The organism is Rufibacter soli (genome assembly GCF_054781795.1).
This window is the reverse complement of record NZ_BAAGTS010000002.1, coordinates 2727882-2746225: the sequence shown is the minus strand read 5'-3', so window position 1 is coordinate 2746225 and position 18344 is coordinate 2727882. Positions and strand designations below refer to the sequence as shown.

Annotated in this window: 14 protein-coding genes and 1 rRNA gene; 8 read left to right on the top strand and 7 right to left on the bottom strand. The window is 48.2% G+C overall.

From position 1 onward, the window contains the following. Positions 1 to 84 (top strand): 5S ribosomal RNA (gene rrf / locus ACYVJQ_RS13350); the annotation flags it as partial. A 352-nt stretch (positions 85 to 436) separates the two neighbouring features. Here rrf and purB read toward each other — a convergent pair. Next, positions 437 to 1789 carry an adenylosuccinate lyase gene (gene purB, locus ACYVJQ_RS13345; protein ID WP_460893598.1) on the bottom strand — a complete coding sequence of 451 codons (1353 nt, stop codon included), beginning with the start codon at positions 1787 to 1789 and terminating at the stop codon, positions 437 to 439. Between the two features lie 226 nt (positions 1790 to 2015). On the opposite strand from purB, the gene ACYVJQ_RS13340 reads away from it, so the two are divergent. Further along, the gene (locus tag ACYVJQ_RS13340) at positions 2016 to 4019 is read left to right on the top strand and encodes a transglycosylase domain-containing protein (protein WP_460893579.1); all 2004 of its coding nucleotides are present in this window, start codon (positions 2016 to 2018) and stop codon (positions 4017 to 4019) included. Between the two features lie 187 nt (positions 4020 to 4206). On the opposite strand, the gene ACYVJQ_RS13335 is transcribed toward ACYVJQ_RS13340, so the two are convergent. From ACYVJQ_RS13335 to hemG, 3 genes are all read right to left on the bottom strand, one after another. Beyond that, entirely contained in the window at positions 4207 to 5169 is a 963-nt protein-coding gene (locus tag ACYVJQ_RS13335) for a TerC family protein (protein ID WP_460893578.1), read from the bottom strand. 203 nt (positions 5170 to 5372) lie between these two features. Next, positions 5373 to 6104, bottom strand: coding sequence for a polyprenol monophosphomannose synthase (locus tag ACYVJQ_RS13330; RefSeq protein WP_460893577.1), 732 nt, complete (start codon positions 6102 to 6104; stop codon positions 5373 to 5375). 24 nt (positions 6105 to 6128) lie between these two features. Next, the gene (gene hemG, locus ACYVJQ_RS13325; RefSeq protein ID WP_460893576.1) at positions 6129 to 7469 is read right to left on the bottom strand and encodes a protoporphyrinogen oxidase; all 1341 of its coding nucleotides are present in this window, start codon (positions 7467 to 7469) and stop codon (positions 6129 to 6131) included. Positions 7470 to 7599: 130 nt separating this feature from the next. Here hemG and ACYVJQ_RS13320 point away from each other — a divergent pair, with 130 nt between their 5' ends. Beyond that, complete coding sequence (locus ACYVJQ_RS13320; protein ID WP_460893575.1) at positions 7600 to 8145, top strand: D-glycero-alpha-D-manno-heptose-1,7-bisphosphate 7-phosphatase; 546 nt, start codon at positions 7600 to 7602, stop codon at positions 8143 to 8145. A 151-nt stretch (positions 8146 to 8296) separates the two neighbouring features. On the opposite strand, the gene ACYVJQ_RS13315 is transcribed toward ACYVJQ_RS13320, so the two are convergent. Then, on the bottom strand, positions 8297 to 8461 hold the full coding sequence (locus ACYVJQ_RS13315) for a hypothetical protein (protein WP_460893574.1): 165 nt from the start codon (positions 8459 to 8461) through the stop codon (positions 8297 to 8299). 87 nt (positions 8462 to 8548) lie between these two features. Continuing rightward, a complete protein-coding gene (locus tag ACYVJQ_RS13310; RefSeq protein ID WP_460893573.1) occupies positions 8549 to 9949 on the bottom strand; it encodes a type III PLP-dependent enzyme domain-containing protein in 1401 nt (466 codons plus the stop codon). A gap of 83 nt (positions 9950 to 10032) precedes the next feature. Here ACYVJQ_RS13310 and ACYVJQ_RS13305 point away from each other — a divergent pair, with 83 nt between their 5' ends. From ACYVJQ_RS13305 to ACYVJQ_RS13290, 4 genes are all read left to right on the top strand, one after another. Beyond that, positions 10033 to 11013 (top strand): arginase, encoded by a 981-nt coding sequence (locus ACYVJQ_RS13305; RefSeq protein WP_460893572.1) that lies wholly within the window; start codon positions 10033 to 10035, stop codon positions 11011 to 11013. 7 nt (positions 11014 to 11020) lie between these two features. Next, positions 11021 to 12817, top strand: coding sequence for an arginine--tRNA ligase (gene argS, locus ACYVJQ_RS13300; protein ID WP_460893571.1), 1797 nt, complete (start codon positions 11021 to 11023; stop codon positions 12815 to 12817). 206 nt (positions 12818 to 13023) lie between these two features. Then, on the top strand, positions 13024 to 13515 hold the full coding sequence (locus ACYVJQ_RS13295) for a glutathione peroxidase (protein ID WP_460893570.1): 492 nt from the start codon (positions 13024 to 13026) through the stop codon (positions 13513 to 13515). A 10-nt stretch (positions 13516 to 13525) separates the two neighbouring features. Beyond that, the gene (locus tag ACYVJQ_RS13290; RefSeq protein WP_460893569.1) at positions 13526 to 14464 is read left to right on the top strand and encodes a 1,4-dihydroxy-2-naphthoate polyprenyltransferase; all 939 of its coding nucleotides are present in this window, start codon (positions 13526 to 13528) and stop codon (positions 14462 to 14464) included. Between the two features lie 92 nt (positions 14465 to 14556). Here the strand turns inward: ACYVJQ_RS13290 and ACYVJQ_RS13285 are convergent, their stop codons facing one another. Next, on the bottom strand, positions 14557 to 16092 hold the full coding sequence (locus ACYVJQ_RS13285) for a DEAD/DEAH box helicase (protein WP_460893568.1): 1536 nt from the start codon (positions 16090 to 16092) through the stop codon (positions 14557 to 14559). A 577-nt stretch (positions 16093 to 16669) separates the two neighbouring features. Between ACYVJQ_RS13285 and ACYVJQ_RS13280 the strand changes: the two genes are divergently transcribed. After that, a complete protein-coding gene (locus ACYVJQ_RS13280; RefSeq protein WP_460893567.1) occupies positions 16670 to 18241 on the top strand; it encodes a T9SS type A sorting domain-containing protein in 1572 nt (523 codons plus the stop codon). Positions 18242 to 18344 lie beyond the last annotated feature (103 nt).

Sequence of the window (18344 nt, the reverse complement as noted above, 5' to 3'; positions counted from 1 at the left end):
TCTTCCCATTCCGAACAGAGAAGTTAAGCCCCGCCGAGCCGATGGTACTGCGGTCACACGCGGGAGAGTAGGTAGCCGCCAACCCCCAACAACGAAGGCCCCGCCCAGCAATGGAACGGGGCCTTCCCTCGTTCGGGAGGAAGCGAGAGGGCAAGGGAGAGGGGATAACTATTACCTTATGGCTTCCCCTCTAGTTAACTAAGTAAGGTTTTTTTATAATCTAACCTTTATAAGAGCGGACTAATAAAAGGAAGCTTGAAATTGAGATTTAGGTCCATATACTTTCATTTTGTTGGACGTCCACTTAAATAAAATAGCTATAACACTTCGAGCGCTTCACCATTTCAACTATACAATTAAATAATAATAACACTCTATAAACAAGAAGACCTGGCTATCCTAATAGCCAGGTCTTCTTGTTTATAGAGTGTTCATTCTAATAAAGAGTTATTCCTGTAAAGGTAAAAGGTGTGATCTTCTTTAATTCATTCTTAACACTATCAACTACTTCTAAGGTTTCTATAAAATTTTGAATGGACTGTTCTGTTATTTTTTCATTAGTCCTAGTCAAACCTTTTAAAGCTTCATAGGGGGCAGGATAACCCTCTCTTCTTAATACTGTTTGGATTGCCTCAGCTACCACGGCCCAGTTTTCCTCCAGGTCGTGTTTAATTGCCTCTTCATTTAGCTGAAGCTTATTAATTCCCTTTTGCAATGACTTAAGGGCAATTAACGTATGGGAGACAGGAACCCCAATATTCCTTAGAACGGTAGAGTCAGTAAGGTCTCTTTGCAGTCTGGAGATGGGTAGCTTTTCTGAAAGGAAAGCGAATATCGCATTTGCCATGCTTAGGTTTCCTTCGGCATTTTCAAAGTCAATGGGGTTCACCTTATGTGGCATTGCTGAAGACCCAATTTCACCTGCTTTTATTTTCTGCTTAAAGTAGCCCATGGAGATATACTGCCAGATATCTCTGGAGAAGTCTATTAGAATAGTGTTTATCCTTTTGATGTTATCAAAAAGGGCTGCTAAATGGTCATAATGTTCTATTTGGGTAGTCACTTGGCTTCTTTTCAATTGGAGTTTATCCCTTAAAAAGTCATTTCCAAATGTTACCCAATCAATAGAAGGGTAGGCCACATAATGGGCATTAAAATTACCGGTGGCTCCGCCAAATTTACCCGTAAACGGAATCTGATTTAGTAAAAACAATTGTTGTTCTAAACGCTCTACAAATACCTGTATTTCTTTACCTAACTTGGTAGGTGAGGCAGGTTGTCCATGGGTATGCGCGAGCATAGGTATATTTTTCCAGGAGTCGGCTAAAACAGATAAGGAATCTAGTAGGCTATGTAATCCTGGAAGGTAAAAGGTTTTGATCGCTTCCTGTAAGGATAAAGGAATGGCAGTGTTATTGATGTCTTGTGAGGTTAGCCCGAAATGGATGAACTCCTTCATTTCGCCAACGCCTAATGCTTCCAGTTGGTCTTTGAGGAAATACTCAACAGCTTTTACATCATGGTTAGTGACCTTCTCTGTTTCCTTTATTTTCTGGGCATCTTCCAATGAGAAATTCTCATACACCTTTCGCATGGCTGGGAATAAGGCTTTATCAAATTCTTTCAGTTGGGGAAGAGGAAGCTCACAAAGCGATATGAAGTATTCTACCTCTACCAGCAGTCGGTACTTGATTAACGCAAATTCAGAAAAGTAAGGGGCTAACTCTTCTACTTGTGATCTATATCGACCGTCAATAGGAGAGATGGCAGTAAGGGCAGATAAATTCATGGTTGAAATTTTAACGACAGGTATAAAGGTAGTAGGAGAACCTCTAAAGTAAAAGGGCAGGAGGCATTTAAAGACATTGGCTGTAGCTAACCTTACACAATACTTTCCGTATTTATTCAGTTGCACTACCACAGGGTTTTGATGTATCATGTATTGCATTAGTTTTGCAGATTGGCGCAATACTTGATAGTTGAACGCCCAATACAACTAACGGTAACTTAGTACTTTGTCTAAATTCACAGATTTTTTTGCCAGAAATAGAAAGAAGCTCATTATTGGAGCAGGGGTGTTTTTTGGTTTACTCGCTATTTCATTTACCATATTCCTACTTAACCGCGAGCGGCTCCTGCAGTTTGCTGTTAAAAAGGTTATCCAAAAAGTAGAGAATAAATATCCGGCCAAATTACATATAGGCCGCGCCCAGTTTCTGGATCTTAATACCGTCCTGGTGACAGATATATCCTTCCTTCCTAATAATCAGCCCCAACTCATGCAGGTAGATACCGTGCAGGCTACGGTGAGTTTCAGGTCTCTGTTCTTGGGTAGATTGGTCTTCAAGCAATTTAACGTGGCCAACGGCAACATCACGGCTATTAAACAAGATAGCGTAGACAACTATTCCTTTCTCTATAGGAAAAAGCCTACAGGCGCTGCCGTAGATTCCTCAGCGAAAAGGTCTAATTACGGTACTCTGCTAAATCAATTAATTGAGACTGCTTTTGAGAATGTGCCAGACGGGGTGAATTTCCGGAACCTAGGGGTCCTGTTTAAAAATGATGGCCGAACTATTAAAATGTTGTTACCTGATCTAGTAATGGAAGACGGGCAGATTGATGGCCGTATGACCATTACCACAGATTCTGTCACCAACAATATGTTCGTGCGCGGAGTCATTAACCCTAATAAGTACTTGCTTTCAGCTAAGATGTACGGTGACGGGAAATCGGGCCGAATAGAAGTCCCTTATATCCAACAGAAGTTTGGGGCCACCGTGCGGTTTGATACCCTCAGCCTTAGTATCACAGACAAAGTTTTTAAGAATAACCAATTAACCATCAAGGGAGAGTCCAGCGCCCATGGATTGGTATTGAACCACCCTAAGATTGCCGATGAAGATGTGACGGTTAAAGATGGTGCTCTCAAATATGTCATCACGCTTGGCGATCATTTTTATTCCTTAGGCCAAGGCTCAGAGGTACGCATTAATAAAGCCGTGTTCCATCCGCAGGCCACGTATGAAACCAGGCCAAACCGTAAAATAGGCATTAAGATAGACTCCCCTGAAATACCTGCCAACGACTTGTTTGAGTCCATGCCACCCGGCTTGTTTGACACCTTCCAGGGTATGAAAGCAACCGGAAGCTTTAAGTACCGCATGAATTTCTACGTAGACATGGCGCAGGTAGACAGCCTGAAATTTGAATCTGACCTGGATGCTTCCCCAGATTTCAATATCACGCAGTACGGCCCCGTAGATTTAAGAAAGCTGAACACTGAGTTTACCCATACGGTATATGAGAACGGCAAAGTAGCCAGAACCTTTATGGTAGGGCCTTCCAACCCAGACTTTACGCCATACAACCAAATACCTAATTACCTGAAGTATGCCATCTTAACCGCTGAAGACCCCAGGTTCATGACGCACAAAGGGTTCCATGAAGGGGCATTCCGCCATTCCCTGATTACCAATATCAAAGAGAAATCTTTTGTGCGGGGCGGAAGCACGGTCTCTATGCAGTTGGTTAAAAATGCGTTCCTGACCAGGAAGAAAACTATAACCAGAAAGGTGGAGGAAGCACTCATTGTCTGGATTCTAGAGAATGAAAAGATTACCACCAAGCAACGCATGTTTGAGGTTTACCTCAACATTATTGAGTGGGGACCCAATGTGTATGGGGTGAAGGAGGCAGCCAGATTCTATTTCTCAAAGGTGCCTAACCAGTTAAACATTAATGAATGTCTGTTCCTGGCCAGCATAGTACCCAAGCCCAAGCAGTACAGAACCTATTTTGACCAGTATGGTGACCTTAGAGCCTACCCAAGGTACTTCTTCAAGCTAATTTCAGGGCTCATGTACAAGCGGGGTCTAATCAGCTCAAATGACCATAACAACGTGGCTCCCTATTTGAACCTGAGTGGCAGGGCAGGAAACTTTATCATCGCCAAACCAGACACCACTCAGATCATGGACACCTTGCAGCTAGCCCCCATAGATTTACTGGATTTCTAAGAAGCGTTTATTATTCCCTAAACAGAATCGGCCCGTGTTACCATAACACGGGCCGATTCTGTTTAGGGAAAGCTTTGCCTAAGGGAAAATCTGGAGGCTCTTTACAAAAGGCAGAAATGAGATAGTAGTTAAATACCTGTTTTAAGCCTGTTTTCCTGAAAACAGGCTTAAAACAGAAGTATGTTACTTAGTTCTCAGGTTCCTCTTCCTGGTTGATGAGTGGCACCTGCGGGGCATCTTTTTTAGGGAACAGCAGGGAAAGCACCACAGAGGCTACCAAGATAAAGGCCACCACCCCCAGGGCAATCAGCATGTTGATATGGATGAAATCTGACAGCATGAGCTTGGCGCCAATGAAGACCAGTATAAGCGACAAACCATAATGCAGGTAATGGAACAGCTGCATGATACCCGCCAGGGCGAAATAAAGCGCCCGCAAGCCCAACAAGGCAAACACGTTGGAGGTGTACACAATGAACGGGTCTTTGGAAATGGCCAGAATAGCGGGGATAGAATCTGCGGCAAAGACAATGTCTGTGGTCTCCACCATGATCAAGACCAGAAACAACGGGGTAGCGAAAAGCGTCTTGTCAATCTTTACAAAGAACTTGTCTTCATAGTGCCTGTTGGTGACTGGCATGTACCGGCTTATGAATTTCACCACGGGGTTAGCATCAGGGTCAATGTCATCCCCGCCGGCGGAGGTAGCCATTTTAATACCGGTAAACACCAAGAATGCGCCCAGAATGTAAATAATGAAATGGAACTTGGCCAGCAACGTAACCCCTACCAGGATAAAGACGCCCCGGAAAAATAAAGCCCCCAAAACGCCCCAGAAAAGGATTTTATGCTGGTACTTGGCTGGTACCTGGAAGTAATTGAAAATCAGGATGAACACAAACAGGTTGTCTACGCTCAAGGACTTCTCAATCAGGTAGGCCGTGAGGAACTCCAGGGCAGGGCCGCTGCCTTCCCAAAAATAGATCAAAACGTTGAATCCAAGAGAAAGCAGAATCCAGAAGGCACTCCAGAATAAGGCTTCCTTTATTTTAACCACATGTGTTTTGCGGTGAAACACAAAAAGGTCAAGCACCAGCAATACCAATACAAAGGCGTTGAAGGCTACCCAGAAAATGATATCAGTTTTCAATGTCTGTAAAAGTTAAAGATTTCGGCGAAAGCGCCCTAGTTTTCCCCTCTTCCCAGCCTCTGTATGGGGTAATTACCCTGCCATAAGGGGGAAAGATACGGCGAAACAACTGCAAAACCATAAGGGAGCCTATGGTCATATTTCCGTTTTAAGCCTGTTTTTCTAAAAACAGGCTTAAAACGGACTAAAAAGAGAAGGGTAGACTATCTAGTGAAGTACCTGAAATAGCTGTCTAGTTTCATCTGGATAACCCCCAGAAAAGCCTCCCTGATAATGCCTTTGCTCATCTTAGACTGTCCTTTGGTTCTGTCTGTGAAGATAATGGGCACCTCTTTTATCTTGAACCCATATTTATAGGTCAGGAATTTCATCTCTATCTGGAAGGCATAGCCAATGAACCGGATTTTGTTTAGCTTGATGGTTTCCAGAACCTGTCTGGTGTAGCATTTGAAACCGGCGGTGGCATCATGAATGGGCATGCCCGTAATCAACCGTACATAGCGGCTGGCAAAGTAGGAGAGCAGCACGCGGCTCATGGGCCAGTTCACCACGTTTACGCCGCTGCTGTAGCGGCTGCCAATGGCCATATCAAAGCCTTCTACCGAGCATGCCTGGTGAAGGGCAATAAGATCATTGGGGTTATGGGAAAAATCGGCGTCCATCTCAAAGATGTACTGGTAGCCTTCCTTTAGCGCGTACTTGAACCCATGAATGTAGGCGGTACCCAGCCCAAGCTTGCCTTTGCGCTGCTCCAGGAACAGACGGTCTGGGTAGTGGGCCTGCAAACGCATCACGGCCTGGGCGGTGCCGTCAGGTGAATTATCGTCTACAATGAGAACATGGAAAGGGTGTGGCAGTGAGAAAACTTTTTGGATAATGGCTTCAATATTCTCTATTTCATTATAGGTCGGGATGACCACCACAGACTCTTTCATCCCCCAAATATAGCTTATAAGGTATTATAGGAGGGAAGCCCGCTGGGAATAAATTTTATGGGCCAGGTCTTTGGCGTAGGTAATGCTGTCCCGCACAGTAGGGCCCGCAATCCAGTTGGCGCAGGCGTAGAGCTGTTCCTCTTCCAGGGCTTTGGCCAGAAGGTGAGCATCAGTAATGAAGATATCTGGCTGCGGGTAAGCCTGGGGCCAATGATGCACATGCTGGAATACCGGCAGGTTGGAGGAGATGTTGTAATTTGATTTTAGTTCCTCATGTACCCGCAGCAGCACCTCGTCCTGGGGCAGGGGGATTTCATCCTGGGCCAGGCCGGGGCAGATCATGGACGAAAAGAGCACCTCATCATCGGGGCACACGTTGGGGAACAGAGAGCTGCGCCAAATGGCGGCACTGGCAAAAGGCTTTTCTTTCTGGGGGTGAAAGGCACCGTACCCCTCCAACGGAACCCCCACCGAATGTTTCCGGTAGGCCGTATGCACCACCGTGGAAGGTAAGTACGTAATATTATGGAGCGCAGCCGCCAGCCCGGGGGAGGTGAAATCCAGCAGTTCGGCGGCGGCGTGGGCCGGCAGGGCAATCACCACGGCGTCAAACTCCTCATCGGCCAGGCTTTCTACGTCATGCTGGATACTGAGCAGATATTTCCCCTTGGTTCTATGGATCATCTCTACCTTATGTGCCACATGCAAGGAAACTAGCTTGGAGGCGATGGCGTGGGGCAGCGTTTGCAGCCCATCTGCCAGCGTGAAGACCGGCTCTGCATTCAGTTGCTCCTCCAGGTCTAACCCCCGTAGCACGGAGCCATGTTCGCGCTCCAACTCCTTCAGGTAGGGAAATGTCTTGTCCACCAGGAGTTTCTCTGGGTCGCCGCCGTACAGGGTGGTGACCAAGGGCTGCACCACGTAGTCTACCACCTCCTGGCCAAACCGGCGGGTAAAGAACTGGGTCACGGTTTCATTGGGAAACTCCTGGGGAGGGCGTTTAACCTCTTGCGTGATCTTGAGTTTGGTGCGCCAGTGGAAGAAGGGGTTCAGCAGAAGTTTCCTGAGGGTGGAAGGCATGCCGTGGTACTGGCCCTCTTTCCTGATAAAAATATCCTGGTTGCTAGTGGCCGCCGTCAGCACCTGATCTTCCAGTTTCAACTCCTGCACGAGTTCCTCCACCTCAAGGGTCATATGCAGGGAAGTAGGACCCAACTCCAGGAGGTAGGGTCCCTTCGATTCTGTTTTGATAAGACCGCCTACGTCTGTTTCGCCCTCAAAAAGGTCATAGCGTACCCCTAGCTTCTGTAAGTAGTAAGCCAATGCCAATCCAGATATTCCCGCTCCAATGATGGCTACCCGCATGTAAACTCTATTGATACTGCACTAACGTACGCAGCCCAGGAAAACACGTTTTACATCCATTTTAGAGAAAATAGCCCATTACAGGTTTTTATTGAGGGAAAGGATCATAGGTTCTACTTAATTTAGGCCCATGGAGCAACAGACTAAGGCAGATATAGGAAAGGCTATTTTCCTGGACCGGGACGGGGTTTTAAATGTGGAACGCGGCGATTATACCTGGCGGACCCAGGATTTTGAGGTTGCCCCCGGCGTACCGCAGGCATTGGCCCTGCTCAAGCAAGCCGGGTACCTGCTTATTGTCATCACTAACCAAGGAGGGATAGCCAAAGGGCTTTACTCCAAAGAAGACGTATTGGCCTGCCACCAGGTGCTACAAGAGGCCTGCGGCCATGAGATAGATGCGCTGTATATGGCCCCTAGCCATCCCTCCAAATCTGAGTCCCTATCGCGGAAGCCGGACAGCCTGATGCTGGAGCGAGCCCTCGCAAAATTCAATTTAGACCCGGCTGTTTGCTGGTTGGTGGGCGACCAGTTGCGCGACCTGAAAGCCGCCCAGAAAGTAGACGTGCCGGCTATCTTGGTGGGCCCCCATGCCCCGGGCACCTTTGCACTCCAGAAGAAAGATTTGCTAGAGGCCGCCCACTGGATAATGGCCCAAACAAAAGAAGCGTTTTGAGCCTGTTTTCTGAAAAACAGGCTCAAAACGCTTTTAAGATATGAATTAAAGAAAACGCCTATCTGGTTTAAAGTAAACCAGATAGGCGTAAACAAAGAAAGAACCGGGAGCAGCTCCCGGTTCTTCATGATGATATAGGATGCAGAGAACCTTAGCCGTTCACGCTGCTGGTAGCAGGCGCTTTGGCAACGGCTTTCACCAATACTTTTTGCTCACCTGGTTGAACAGATTTTTGAGCATAAGCTGGGCAGGTAGATGATTTACAGGAAGCAAAGCCTAAAGTACAGATGGCAGCGATTAGAAAAAGGTTCTTCATATTATTATAGTACAACATTTGAGGTATTCTACTTCAAATCTACTGCTTTTGTTTAGCAATAAAAGATAATTCCAGTAAATTATTTTTTTATTGCTTATAACCCAATATCTGCAACATAGAATCCACGTTCTGCTCTTCGGCAAAAACCCATGATTTAAGCGTTCCGTCTGCTTCGCGGTCAATGATCACATGCTTGGGTGAGGGGATAAGACAGTGCTTAATGCCGCCGTACCCGCTCAGGCTTTCCTGATAAGCGCCCGTATGAAAGAAGCCTATATACTGCGGCTCAGGCTGCTCTTTCTGCACCTTGGGCAAAAACACCTGGAAACTGTGCATCTCTGAGTTATAGTAATCCTGGCTGTCACAGGTGAGGCCGCCAATGTTGAGGCGTTGGTAGTTTTTGTCCCAGTTGTTGAGGGCCAGCAGGATGTAGCGCTGGTTCAGGGCCCAGGTGTCTGGCAGGTTGGTAATGAAAGAGCCGTCAATCATGTACCAAAGCTCCTTGTCGTTCTGCAGTTTAGTGTCCAGGATGGAGTACACGTGTGCGCCGCTTTCACCCACGGTGTAAATCCCGAACTCGGTGAAGATATTCGGCTCTGGCACGCCTTCGGCTTTACAGATATTCTGGATGGTGCGCAGAATCTCCTCAATCATGTACCGGTAGTTGTAGTCAAACTGGATGGAGGTCTTGATAGGGAAGCCGCCGCCAATGTCAATAGTGTCCAGATCGGGGCAGATCTTCTTCATCTCGCAGTACTTGTGCACAAACCGGCTCAGCTCTGACCAGTAATAGGACGTGTCTTTGATGCCCGTGTTGATGAAGTAATGGAGCATCTTGAGCTTGAACTTGGGATTGTCTTTGATTTTAGTCTCATACAAACCCACCACGTCATTGTAGTTGATACCCAACCGCGAGGTATAGAACTGGAACTTAGGCTCCTCGTCAGAGGCCAACCGAATGCCTACCTGGCAGGTGCCTTCCACGTAGCCCTGGTAGTGGTCAATTTCGTTCAGATCATCCAGCACGGGGGTAACGTTCTTAAAGCCGTCATTGATCATGCCCGTAATGTAGTCGCGGTACAGGTCGCGTTTGTACCCGTTGCAGACCACAAAGATGTCTTTGGTCACCTTCCCCTTTTCATATAAGGCCTTAATAATAGGCATGTCAAAGGAAGACGAAGTCTCAATGTGGATGTCATTCTTGAGGGCCTCCTCCAGCACAAAAGAGAAGTGGCTGGATTTGGTGCAGTAGCAATAGGTGTAGGTGCCCTGGTAATTCAGCTTGGCCATAGACTCCTTGAACAGGATCTTGGCCTTCTGAATCTGCGAACTGATCTTTGGCAGGTAGGTGAGGCGCAACGGCGTGCCGTACTGCTTCACCAGCTCCATCATGGGTATTCCGTTGAAAGAAAGTTCGTTATTGGTAACTGAGAATTCCTCGGTGGGGAAGTCAAAGGTTTGGTGAATGAGGTCTGTGTATTTATCCATTATAAGGTTGTGCTTACGGAAAGCAATAACGTGCAATATTGGTTCTCTTTTACCATCTTTGCAAAAACTAGTTTCCGTTTGGCATGAAAAAAATCAGACTGATAGAGGTGAAATCTGAGCTTGGCGCCGGAACCCGCGGGGCTAGTTTAGGGGTAGACGCGCTTAAAATTGCCTGCCTAAACAAAGGCTCAGACTATTTTAAAAGATTTACGGCCGTAGAGGTTCCCAACCTCAATGACGTCATGTTTGAGAAAAACCTCTTTCCGCATGCCAAGTACATTGACAGCATCCTGCAGACTTACAAACGTATTAGTAACACAGTAGAGCAAACCCTGGAATTAGGCATGTTCCCGCTGGTGCTGGCTGGTGACCACTCCAACGCTGGTGGTACTTTGGCTGGTATTAAGGCCACCTATCCAGACAAAACCTTGGGGGTGATCTGGGTTGACGCCCACGCTGATATCCACTCACCGTACACCACCCCATCTGGCAACATGCACGGCATGCCGCTGGCCGCTTCCTTAGGCGAGGACAACCTGGACTGCAAGGTCAACGACCCCACCCCGGAGACCATCTTTTTCTGGGAATCTCTCAAGCGGGTAGGCACCGAGACGCCCAAGCTAAAGCACGAACACATTGTCTATATAGTGACCCGCAGCTACGAGAAGCCAGAGGTGTACCTGTTTGACAAATACAACATCAAAAACTTTACCTACCCAGAGGTGATCGCCAAGGGCGTGGAGCAAGTGGCCCAGGAGGCCCTGCATCGCCTGCGCGACTGTGACATTATCTACATCTCCTTTGACGTAGACAGCCTTGACTCCAAATTCTCTAAGGGGACGGGTACGCCTGTGGCGGTAGGGTTGAACGTAGAACAGGCCAAGGAACTGTGCCACCACCTGGTGAGCAGTCCCAAGGTGGTCTGCTTTGAGATGGTGGAAATCAACCCCACCCTGGATGCCGAGAACATTATGGCGCAAAATGCCTTTGATATTTTAGAATACACCACTGAAGCTATTCAGTCCCGTCTGGCGCAAGAAGCCAACACGGGGTCCATTGCTTAATATTCAGATGAAACAACTTGAATCCCAGATTGCCCAGGCCCTGAGCCAGGTCTTGCTAGACACGTATCAATACACGCTTCCCGAGGAACAGATTAACCTGCAGCCTACCCGAAAGGAGTTTGCCGGAACTTTTACCTTTGTCACTTTCCCGCTCACCAAAGCGTTGGGCAAAGGCCCTGAGCAGATAGGGCAGGGGCTGGGGGAGGCCTTGACCCAACAGGCCCCGCAGGTAGCCGGCTTTAACGTGGTAAAGGGTTTCCTCAACATAGAAATCAAAGACAGCGTCTGGCTCCAGGAGTTTGCCGGGCAGGTGTCGGGTTCTGAGGCCGTTTTTGCCAAAACAGGCCCAAAACAGAAAGTGGTGGTAGAGTATTCCTCGCCTAACACTAACAAGCCCTTGCACCTGGGCCATTTGCGCAACAACTTCCTGGGCTACTCGGTGGCTGAGATATTGAAAGCCGCCGGAGCTGATGTGGTGAAAGTAAACCTGGTCAATGACCGCGGTATCCATATCTGCAAGTCCATGATCGCCTATGAGAAGTTCGGGCAGGGCGAGACCCCGCAAAGTGCCGGCCTCAAAGGTGACCACCTGGTGGGCAAGTACTACGTGGAATTTGACAAGGCCTACAAGCAGGAGATAGACGCGCTGGTAGCCCAAGGCCTAGACAAAGAGCTGGCTAAAAAACAGGCCCCACTCATGCTGGAAGCCCAGGAGATGCTCCAGAAGTGGGAGCAGCACGACCCCGAGACCCTTGCCCTCTGGGAGAAAATGAACGGCTGGGTGTATGAAGGCTTTACTTCCACTTACCAGAACATAGGCGTAGACTTTGACAAGTTCTATTATGAGTCTGGTACCTATCTGCTGGGAAAAGACCGCGTAGAGGAAGGCCTGGCCAAAGGCGTGTTCTATAAAAAGCCAGATGGCTCCGTGTGGATTGACCTCACCGAGGAAGGCCTGGACGAGAAACTGGTGCTCCGCGCCGACGGTACCTCCGTGTACATTACCCAAGACCTTGGCACCGCCGAACTTAAGTACCAGGATTTTCACTATGACCAGTCTCTGTATGTAGTAGCCGACGAGCAGAACTACCATTTTCAGGTGCTCAAGGCTATTTTGAAGAAACTACAGAAACCATACGCCGACGGCATCTTCCATTTGTCTTACGGCATGGTAGACCTGCCCAGCGGCAAGATGAAATCCCGCGAGGGAACCGTGGTAGACGCTGATGAACTGGTGCAGGAAATGATTGACACTGCTCGCCAGAAAACCGATGAACTGGGCAAGATTGACGGTTTCTCTAAGGAAGAGGCGGAGAAACTATACCACACCCTGGCCATGGGCGCGCTCAAGTACTTCCTGCTGAAGGTAGACCCTAAAAAACGGATGTTGTTCAACCCCGAAGAGTCTATTGACTTTAAAGGCAACACGGGTCCGTTTATCCAGTACACCCACGCGCGTATTGCGGCCATACAGCGCAAAGCCAAGGAACTGGGTATTTCCTGGACCCCAGACACGTTCACTGAGGTGGAGGTGCTACATGAAACGGAACGGGAAGCGTTGATCCTGCTGAATTACGCAGACTCCATCATTGCGGAGGCGGCCCGTAACTTTGCCCCTTCTGTCATTGCGCAGTACGCCTTTGACGTGGCCAAGACCTACAACCGCTTCTATACCGAGGTGCCCATTTTCCAGGAAACCAATCCCCAGATGCTCAGTTTCCGGATTGCGCTGTCTGCCCACGTGGCCCAGACCATTAAGCGGATGATGGGTCTCTTGGGAATCACCGTTCCGGAAAGAATGTAAATACTATTGGCTGGAAGGAGAGCGCAGCATGTTCTTTCCTTCCAGCCAATAATTCTGGGCCAGTTCCCCAACAAAATTCCTGACCTATGGTTAAGAGTATAAACCTGAACACAATGTATACGCTTCTGCTTAGTTTATCACTTTCCTTTTTGGCCGCCTGCTCCGCGCAGTCTGGCCCCACTCAGGATTCACTAACCAAAACTACTATGGAAACAACCGCTGCTTCTTCTATCTATGATATTCCGTTGAAAACCATTGACGGGAAAAATACCAGTCTGAAGGCTTACAAGGGAAAAAAACTATTGCTGGTGAACGTAGCCTCTGAATGTGGGTTCACGCCCCAATATGAGGACCTGGAGAAACTCCACAAACTGCACGGTGACAAAGTGGTGGTGCTGGGTTTCCCGGCCAACGACTTTGGCGGCCAGGAGCCAGGCAGCAACCAGGAAATTGCTCAGTTCTGCCAAAAGAACTTTGGGGTAACGTTCCCATTATTTGAAAAGGCGGCCGTCACCGGCAAGGAGCAGCAATCCCTCTACAAATGGTTAACCTCTAAAGAGGAAAACGGAAGCAATTCTGAGGCTCCTAACTGGAATTTCTGCAAATACCTCATTGGGGAAGATGGCAAGGTGTTGAAGTTTTATCCTTCCAAAGTATCCCCGCTCAGCGAGGAACTTCTCAGAGACATCAACAGCTAATCGTTTTTAAGTGGAGTTAGAAAAAGCAGGCCCGAAACGGCCGGCAGCCGGCACCTGGATCTCGGCCTTTAGGCTACGGACCTTGCCGCTGGCCTTGTCTTGCATTGGAATGGGCGGTTTTCTGGCTGCCGCCGATCACCTTTCCCGCTGGCCCGTGCTGGTGCTATGCGTGGTCACCACCTTGTTCCTCCAGATTCTGTCTAACCTGGCCAATGACTATGGTGACAGCAAACACGGCGCTGATAGCCAGCACCGCGAAGGACCTAAGCGCGCCGTACAGGCCGGGCAAATCACACCGGCGCAAATGAAAACCGCCATTGTGGTATTCAGCCTGCTGTCTTTGGTATCTGGTCTGGCGCTTTTGTGGGTGGCGCTGGGTTCTTCTGGTCTGTACCTGTTTTTGCTTTTTCTGGCCTTGGGGCTGGGAGCCATCTGGGCCGCCATTGGCTATACCAACGGGGGTAAACCGTATGGCTACGCCGGGTTGGGCGATATCTCAGTATTCTTCTTTTTTGGCTGGGTAGGGGTACTAGGAACCTATTTTCTCCAGACCGAGCGTCTGTTCTGGGAACTGCTCTTGCCGGCCTCCAGTTTGGGCTTCTTTTCGGCGGCGGTGCTCAACGTCAATAATGTAAGGGACCTGAAGTCTGATGAACTGGCCGGTAAGCGTTCTGTGCCGGTACGGTTGGGTGCGTTGCGGGCCAGGGCCTACCATTGGGTTCTGCTGCTTTCGGGCATAGCCTGTGCCGTTATCTTTGTTGCGACACGGGAGAATGCCACCTTATGGCCGTGGCTCTTTGTGGGCGCGCTACCTATGCTCTATTACAATGGCCGTGAGGTGAAGCGCCGGCAAACCCCGGCAGAGCTTGACCCGCTGCTAAAGCAGATGTCTTTGTCAACGCTGTTGTTTGTGGTGTTGCTAGGCGTGGGACTCTTACTTGATAGATAACTGCAGCATTACTCCCTTATTACTATAAAAGCGTTTCGGGCCTGTTTTTTGAAAAACAGGCCCGAAACGCTTTTTACATTATATACTTAATTCTACTCTGGGGAAGACCCAGACGCTGCGGGGGGAGTAGCCGTTTGCTGGCTGGCTCCTTCTACTGGCTTTCTGTCAGCTGGCTTTTTACGGCGCTTTTTCTTTCTTTTTATTTCCTCCCCTTCTGCTCTGGGCGCTTGGGGCTGGCCTTCCGCTCTGGGTGGACGGGTCTGTGCTCCTTCTGCCGGGGCGCCGGCGGGCTTTTCGCCTCTGGGCCGGTCATCTCTTCTGCGGTTACGGTCTCCACTGCCACTTCCTTCGCGTCTTCTGTCACCGGAACGGCTGCTGTCTGAACCACTGCGGCCACCGCCACTTCTGCCAGCAGATGAACCGCCTCTGCCACCAGAGGAAGAACCTCCACGGCCGCCTTTCCGGCGATTGGCCTCTGGGTTAAAGGCTGGGGCTTCGCCCAGACCTTCCGGTAAAGGAAGTTTAGGAAGCTCTCGCTCAATCAGTTTCTCAATCTTCACCAGACGTTCCTGGTCTTGCTCATTCACAAACGTGATGGCCATGCCATTGGTGCCGGCGCGGGCGGTACGGCCAATGCGGTGTACATAGTCCTCAGCGTCTTGGGGTACGTCAAAGTTCACCACGTGGCTGATGTTGTCTACGTCAATCCCTCTGGACATTACGTCTGTGGCTACCAACACCTGTAGTTGCTTGTTTCTAAAGCGCTGCAGGGTGGCTTCACGCTCATCCTGGGTACGGTCTGAACTGATACCTTCGGCCTCAAAGCCCATCTTCTGTAAGGAACGCACAATGTCATTCACCGCGTTCTTGCGCGAGGTGAACAAGATCATGGTCTGTACCTTGGCGTCTTTTAAGATATGCTGCAGCACGCGCAGTTTCTGGTTGTCATATACCAGGTAGATCTGCTGGTCAATGTTGGCCGCCGGCTTAGAGATGGAAAGGCTTATTTCCTCTGCGTTCTGTAAAATCTGTTTGGCGAAGGTCCTGATCTTAGGCGGCATGGTAGCCGAGAAAAGCAAGGTCTGGCGCTCTTTGGGCAGTTGGGAGATGATCTTCATCAGGTCATCCATGAAGCCCATGTCCAGCATCTTGTCGGCCTCATCCAGGATAAGGTATTTCAGTTGGTCCAGCTTTACATAGCCCATCTGCATGTGTGCAATAAGCCGGCCGGGGGTTGCTACTATAATATCAGCGCCGCTGGTGAGGGCTTTCTTCTGCTGGTCCCAGTTCTGGGCGTTGTTGCCGCCATAGATAGCTATAGAGGTGGCGCCGGTGAAATAGCTCAAGCCTTCTACCTGGTCATCAATCTGCTTGGCCAGTTCACGGGTTGGTACCAACACCAAGGTGCTGGTGAAGTCATACTTGGCTTCTGATATCTTGCTTAAGGTAGGGACCAGGAACGCGGCCGTTTTACCGGTACCGGTTTGGGCGCAGGCAATCAGGTCTTTGTCTTCTAATATAAAGGGAATTGCCTGGGCCTGGATAGGGGTAGCTTGTTTGTAACCCATAGACCTGATACCATCTAGCAGGTCAGGCTGTAGGTTAAAATCATCAAATGTAACACTCATTGTATCTGTATCTTCTTCAATGCCACCGGAAAACAATGCCGGTAACTAGGTAAAGGTCGGGAAAGATAATCTTTTACCCTAATTCAGAGATGGGTAATTATTGCAGAAAGGCCAAGATAGTTTTGAAAACACTATATATAGATTTGAATGTATGGTAATTGCACTATGCTTTAATTTGAAGTACAAAAATTAAAAATTAATTTATTATAAAAATGCAATAACCTTTAATATAAAAATGGAGCTATATATGTTAAAATGGCCTAAATATCATTGAAATGCATGGTAAAATTGTATATAACAAAGAAGTTATTTGTAACATTAATTGAAAGTGCAATTTGTTGTAACCGATGGGAGGGTTGGTCGTTAAAGCTTATATATTCAAAAATAGGAAATAACAAAGCAAGTGACCTTAAATTAAAACTACGAATCGCATATGAGAGCAGTTATACTTCCCTTCAATGTTTTTCTTCATAATACCTGTCAGAATTAACCAAGATGCCATTTCTATTTAAAGGTTAACCCTGATCAACAACTAGTTACACTTACGTCTTCTTTTTTTAATTAAATCTTTTCAATCATGAAAAAACCTATACTTTCATGGGCTAGCACCCTATTGCTTGTACTTTTCGCTTTTGTAAATCTGGCCCAGGCGCAAGCCCCTTGTAATGAGTCACAACCCAGACCAATTACCGGCAACCAGCATCCCTGCCCTGGTGACATTGAAACCTACTGCATTGAGAATGACCGCAACTACACTTCCTTTGAATGGGATGTTCCAAGAGCCCACGCCGGTGAGCCGCCAGTAGGTTGGGAAATCATCTCTGGACAAGGTACTAACTGTGTAACCGTAAGAGTTGGTCAGAAAAGCGGAACCATGAAGGTGAAAGTAAATGACCCTATCTGTGGAACCAAAGTAGCCACTCTACCTGTAAAGCCTGGTAAAAACTTTGAAGTAGTGATTTCTGGTCCAGACTCCATCTGCGTGAAAGAACCACAGACCTACACTGCCTCTGTAAAGAAAGATAACGGTAAAGGCAATCTGAAAGGCGAGTTTATCTTCAACTGGACTGTTCCTGCCGACTGGACCATCCAAAGCGGACAAGGCACTGACCAAATTGTTGTAATCCCTGGTGCTACTGACGGCGAAGTGAACGTGTATGTAAGTGACAACACGGCAGTAAGCGGAAACGGCAACAATGGAAACGGAGTAGGTGGTTACAAAGCAGGATACTGCGGATTAGCCTCAGCCCAGATACTAGTAGAGACCAACGAGAATTGCGGTGGCGGCGTGTGTGTAGCCCCTAAAGTTACCTTGGTTGCCCCGGACACCATCTGTAACCTAGCTGACGAGCCTACCACCATCAAAGTTGGTCAAGTAGAAGAAGGAGTGACATACACCTTCAACGTACCAGAAGGATTCATCGTGCTGGAAGAAGGTGAAGGATTTGTAACAGTGGTAGCCGTATTTGAAGAAGACCAACTGGGTCAACCGCAGACCATCACCGTAACCGCAACCAATGACTGCGGAACTGAAACTGCCGAAGCAACCATGATTGTAGCTGACTGTGGACTAGGCTCACCTTTCCCCGTGGAAATGACCAGCTTTGAAGGAATATCCCGCAACGGTGCCGTGGAACTGACCTGGAGCACAGCCAGCGAGATCAACAACGACAAGTTTGAGGTAGAGCGCAGCCTGGACGGCAAGACCTTCACGAAGGTAGGCGAGGTGAAAGGTTCTGGAAACTCTACTGTAGTGAAAAAATACACTTACAGTGATCGCTTCAAAACTTCCGGTACCGTTTACTACAGACTTAACCAAGTTGACCTTGACAAAAAATCAGAGTACAGCAAGGTGATCGCCGTGAATCACAGCGCCAGTGCTTCTTCATCTTCTGCCAGCGGTATGAGTGTGTATCCTAACCCAGTGACAGACGGTAACGTGACAGTTCGCTTCCAGGATAGAGTAAAAGGAGCGGCTACCATTAGAGTGATTGATCTGGCAGGCCGTACGCTTAACACCCAACAGGTGAGCAGCGAAAGCGCTGAAGTTAACCTGAACCTTGGTTCACTTAACTTAAAACCAGGCATCTACCTGATCTCTGTCACCACAAACGGTAAAAACACTACCCAAAGAATTGTAGTGCAGTAAGACTTAAGTTGATTGAAAAGAGGAGAGAGGCAGCGACTACCAAGTCGCTGCCTTTTTTTTGCATTTGGGCAAAGTGGATCCAACCTGAATCTTGATGAAAAAT

Bases quoted from the DNA above. Each gene is read 5' to 3' on its own strand.
- purB (WP_460893598.1), bottom strand. From the start codon at position 1,789: ATGAATTTATCTGCCCTTACTGCCATCTCTCCTATTGACGGTCGATAT.
- ACYVJQ_RS13330 (WP_460893577.1), bottom strand. From the start codon at position 6,104: ATGAAAGAGTCTGTGGTGGTCATCCCGACCTATAATGAAATAGAGAAT.
- hemG (WP_460893576.1), bottom strand. From the start codon at position 7,469: ATGCGGGTAGCCATCATTGGAGCGGGAATATCTGGATTGGCATTGGCT.
- ACYVJQ_RS13320 (WP_460893575.1), top strand. From the start codon at position 7,600: ATGGAGCAACAGACTAAGGCAGATATAGGAAAGGCTATTTTCCTGGAC.
- ACYVJQ_RS13315 (WP_460893574.1), bottom strand. From the start codon at position 8,461: ATGAAGAACCTTTTTCTAATCGCTGCCATCTGTACTTTAGGCTTTGCT.
- ACYVJQ_RS13310 (WP_460893573.1), bottom strand. From the start codon at position 9,949: ATGGATAAATACACAGACCTCATTCACCAAACCTTTGACTTCCCCACC.
- ACYVJQ_RS13305 (WP_460893572.1), top strand. From the start codon at position 10,033: ATGAAAAAAATCAGACTGATAGAGGTGAAATCTGAGCTTGGCGCCGGA.
- argS (WP_460893571.1), top strand. From the start codon at position 11,021: ATGAAACAACTTGAATCCCAGATTGCCCAGGCCCTGAGCCAGGTCTTG.
- ACYVJQ_RS13295 (WP_460893570.1), top strand. From the start codon at position 13,024: ATGGAAACAACCGCTGCTTCTTCTATCTATGATATTCCGTTGAAAACC.
- ACYVJQ_RS13285 (WP_460893568.1), bottom strand. From the start codon at position 16,092: ATGAGTGTTACATTTGATGATTTTAACCTACAGCCTGACCTGCTAGAT.
- ACYVJQ_RS13280 (WP_460893567.1), top strand. From the start codon at position 16,670: ATGAAAAAACCTATACTTTCATGGGCTAGCACCCTATTGCTTGTACTT.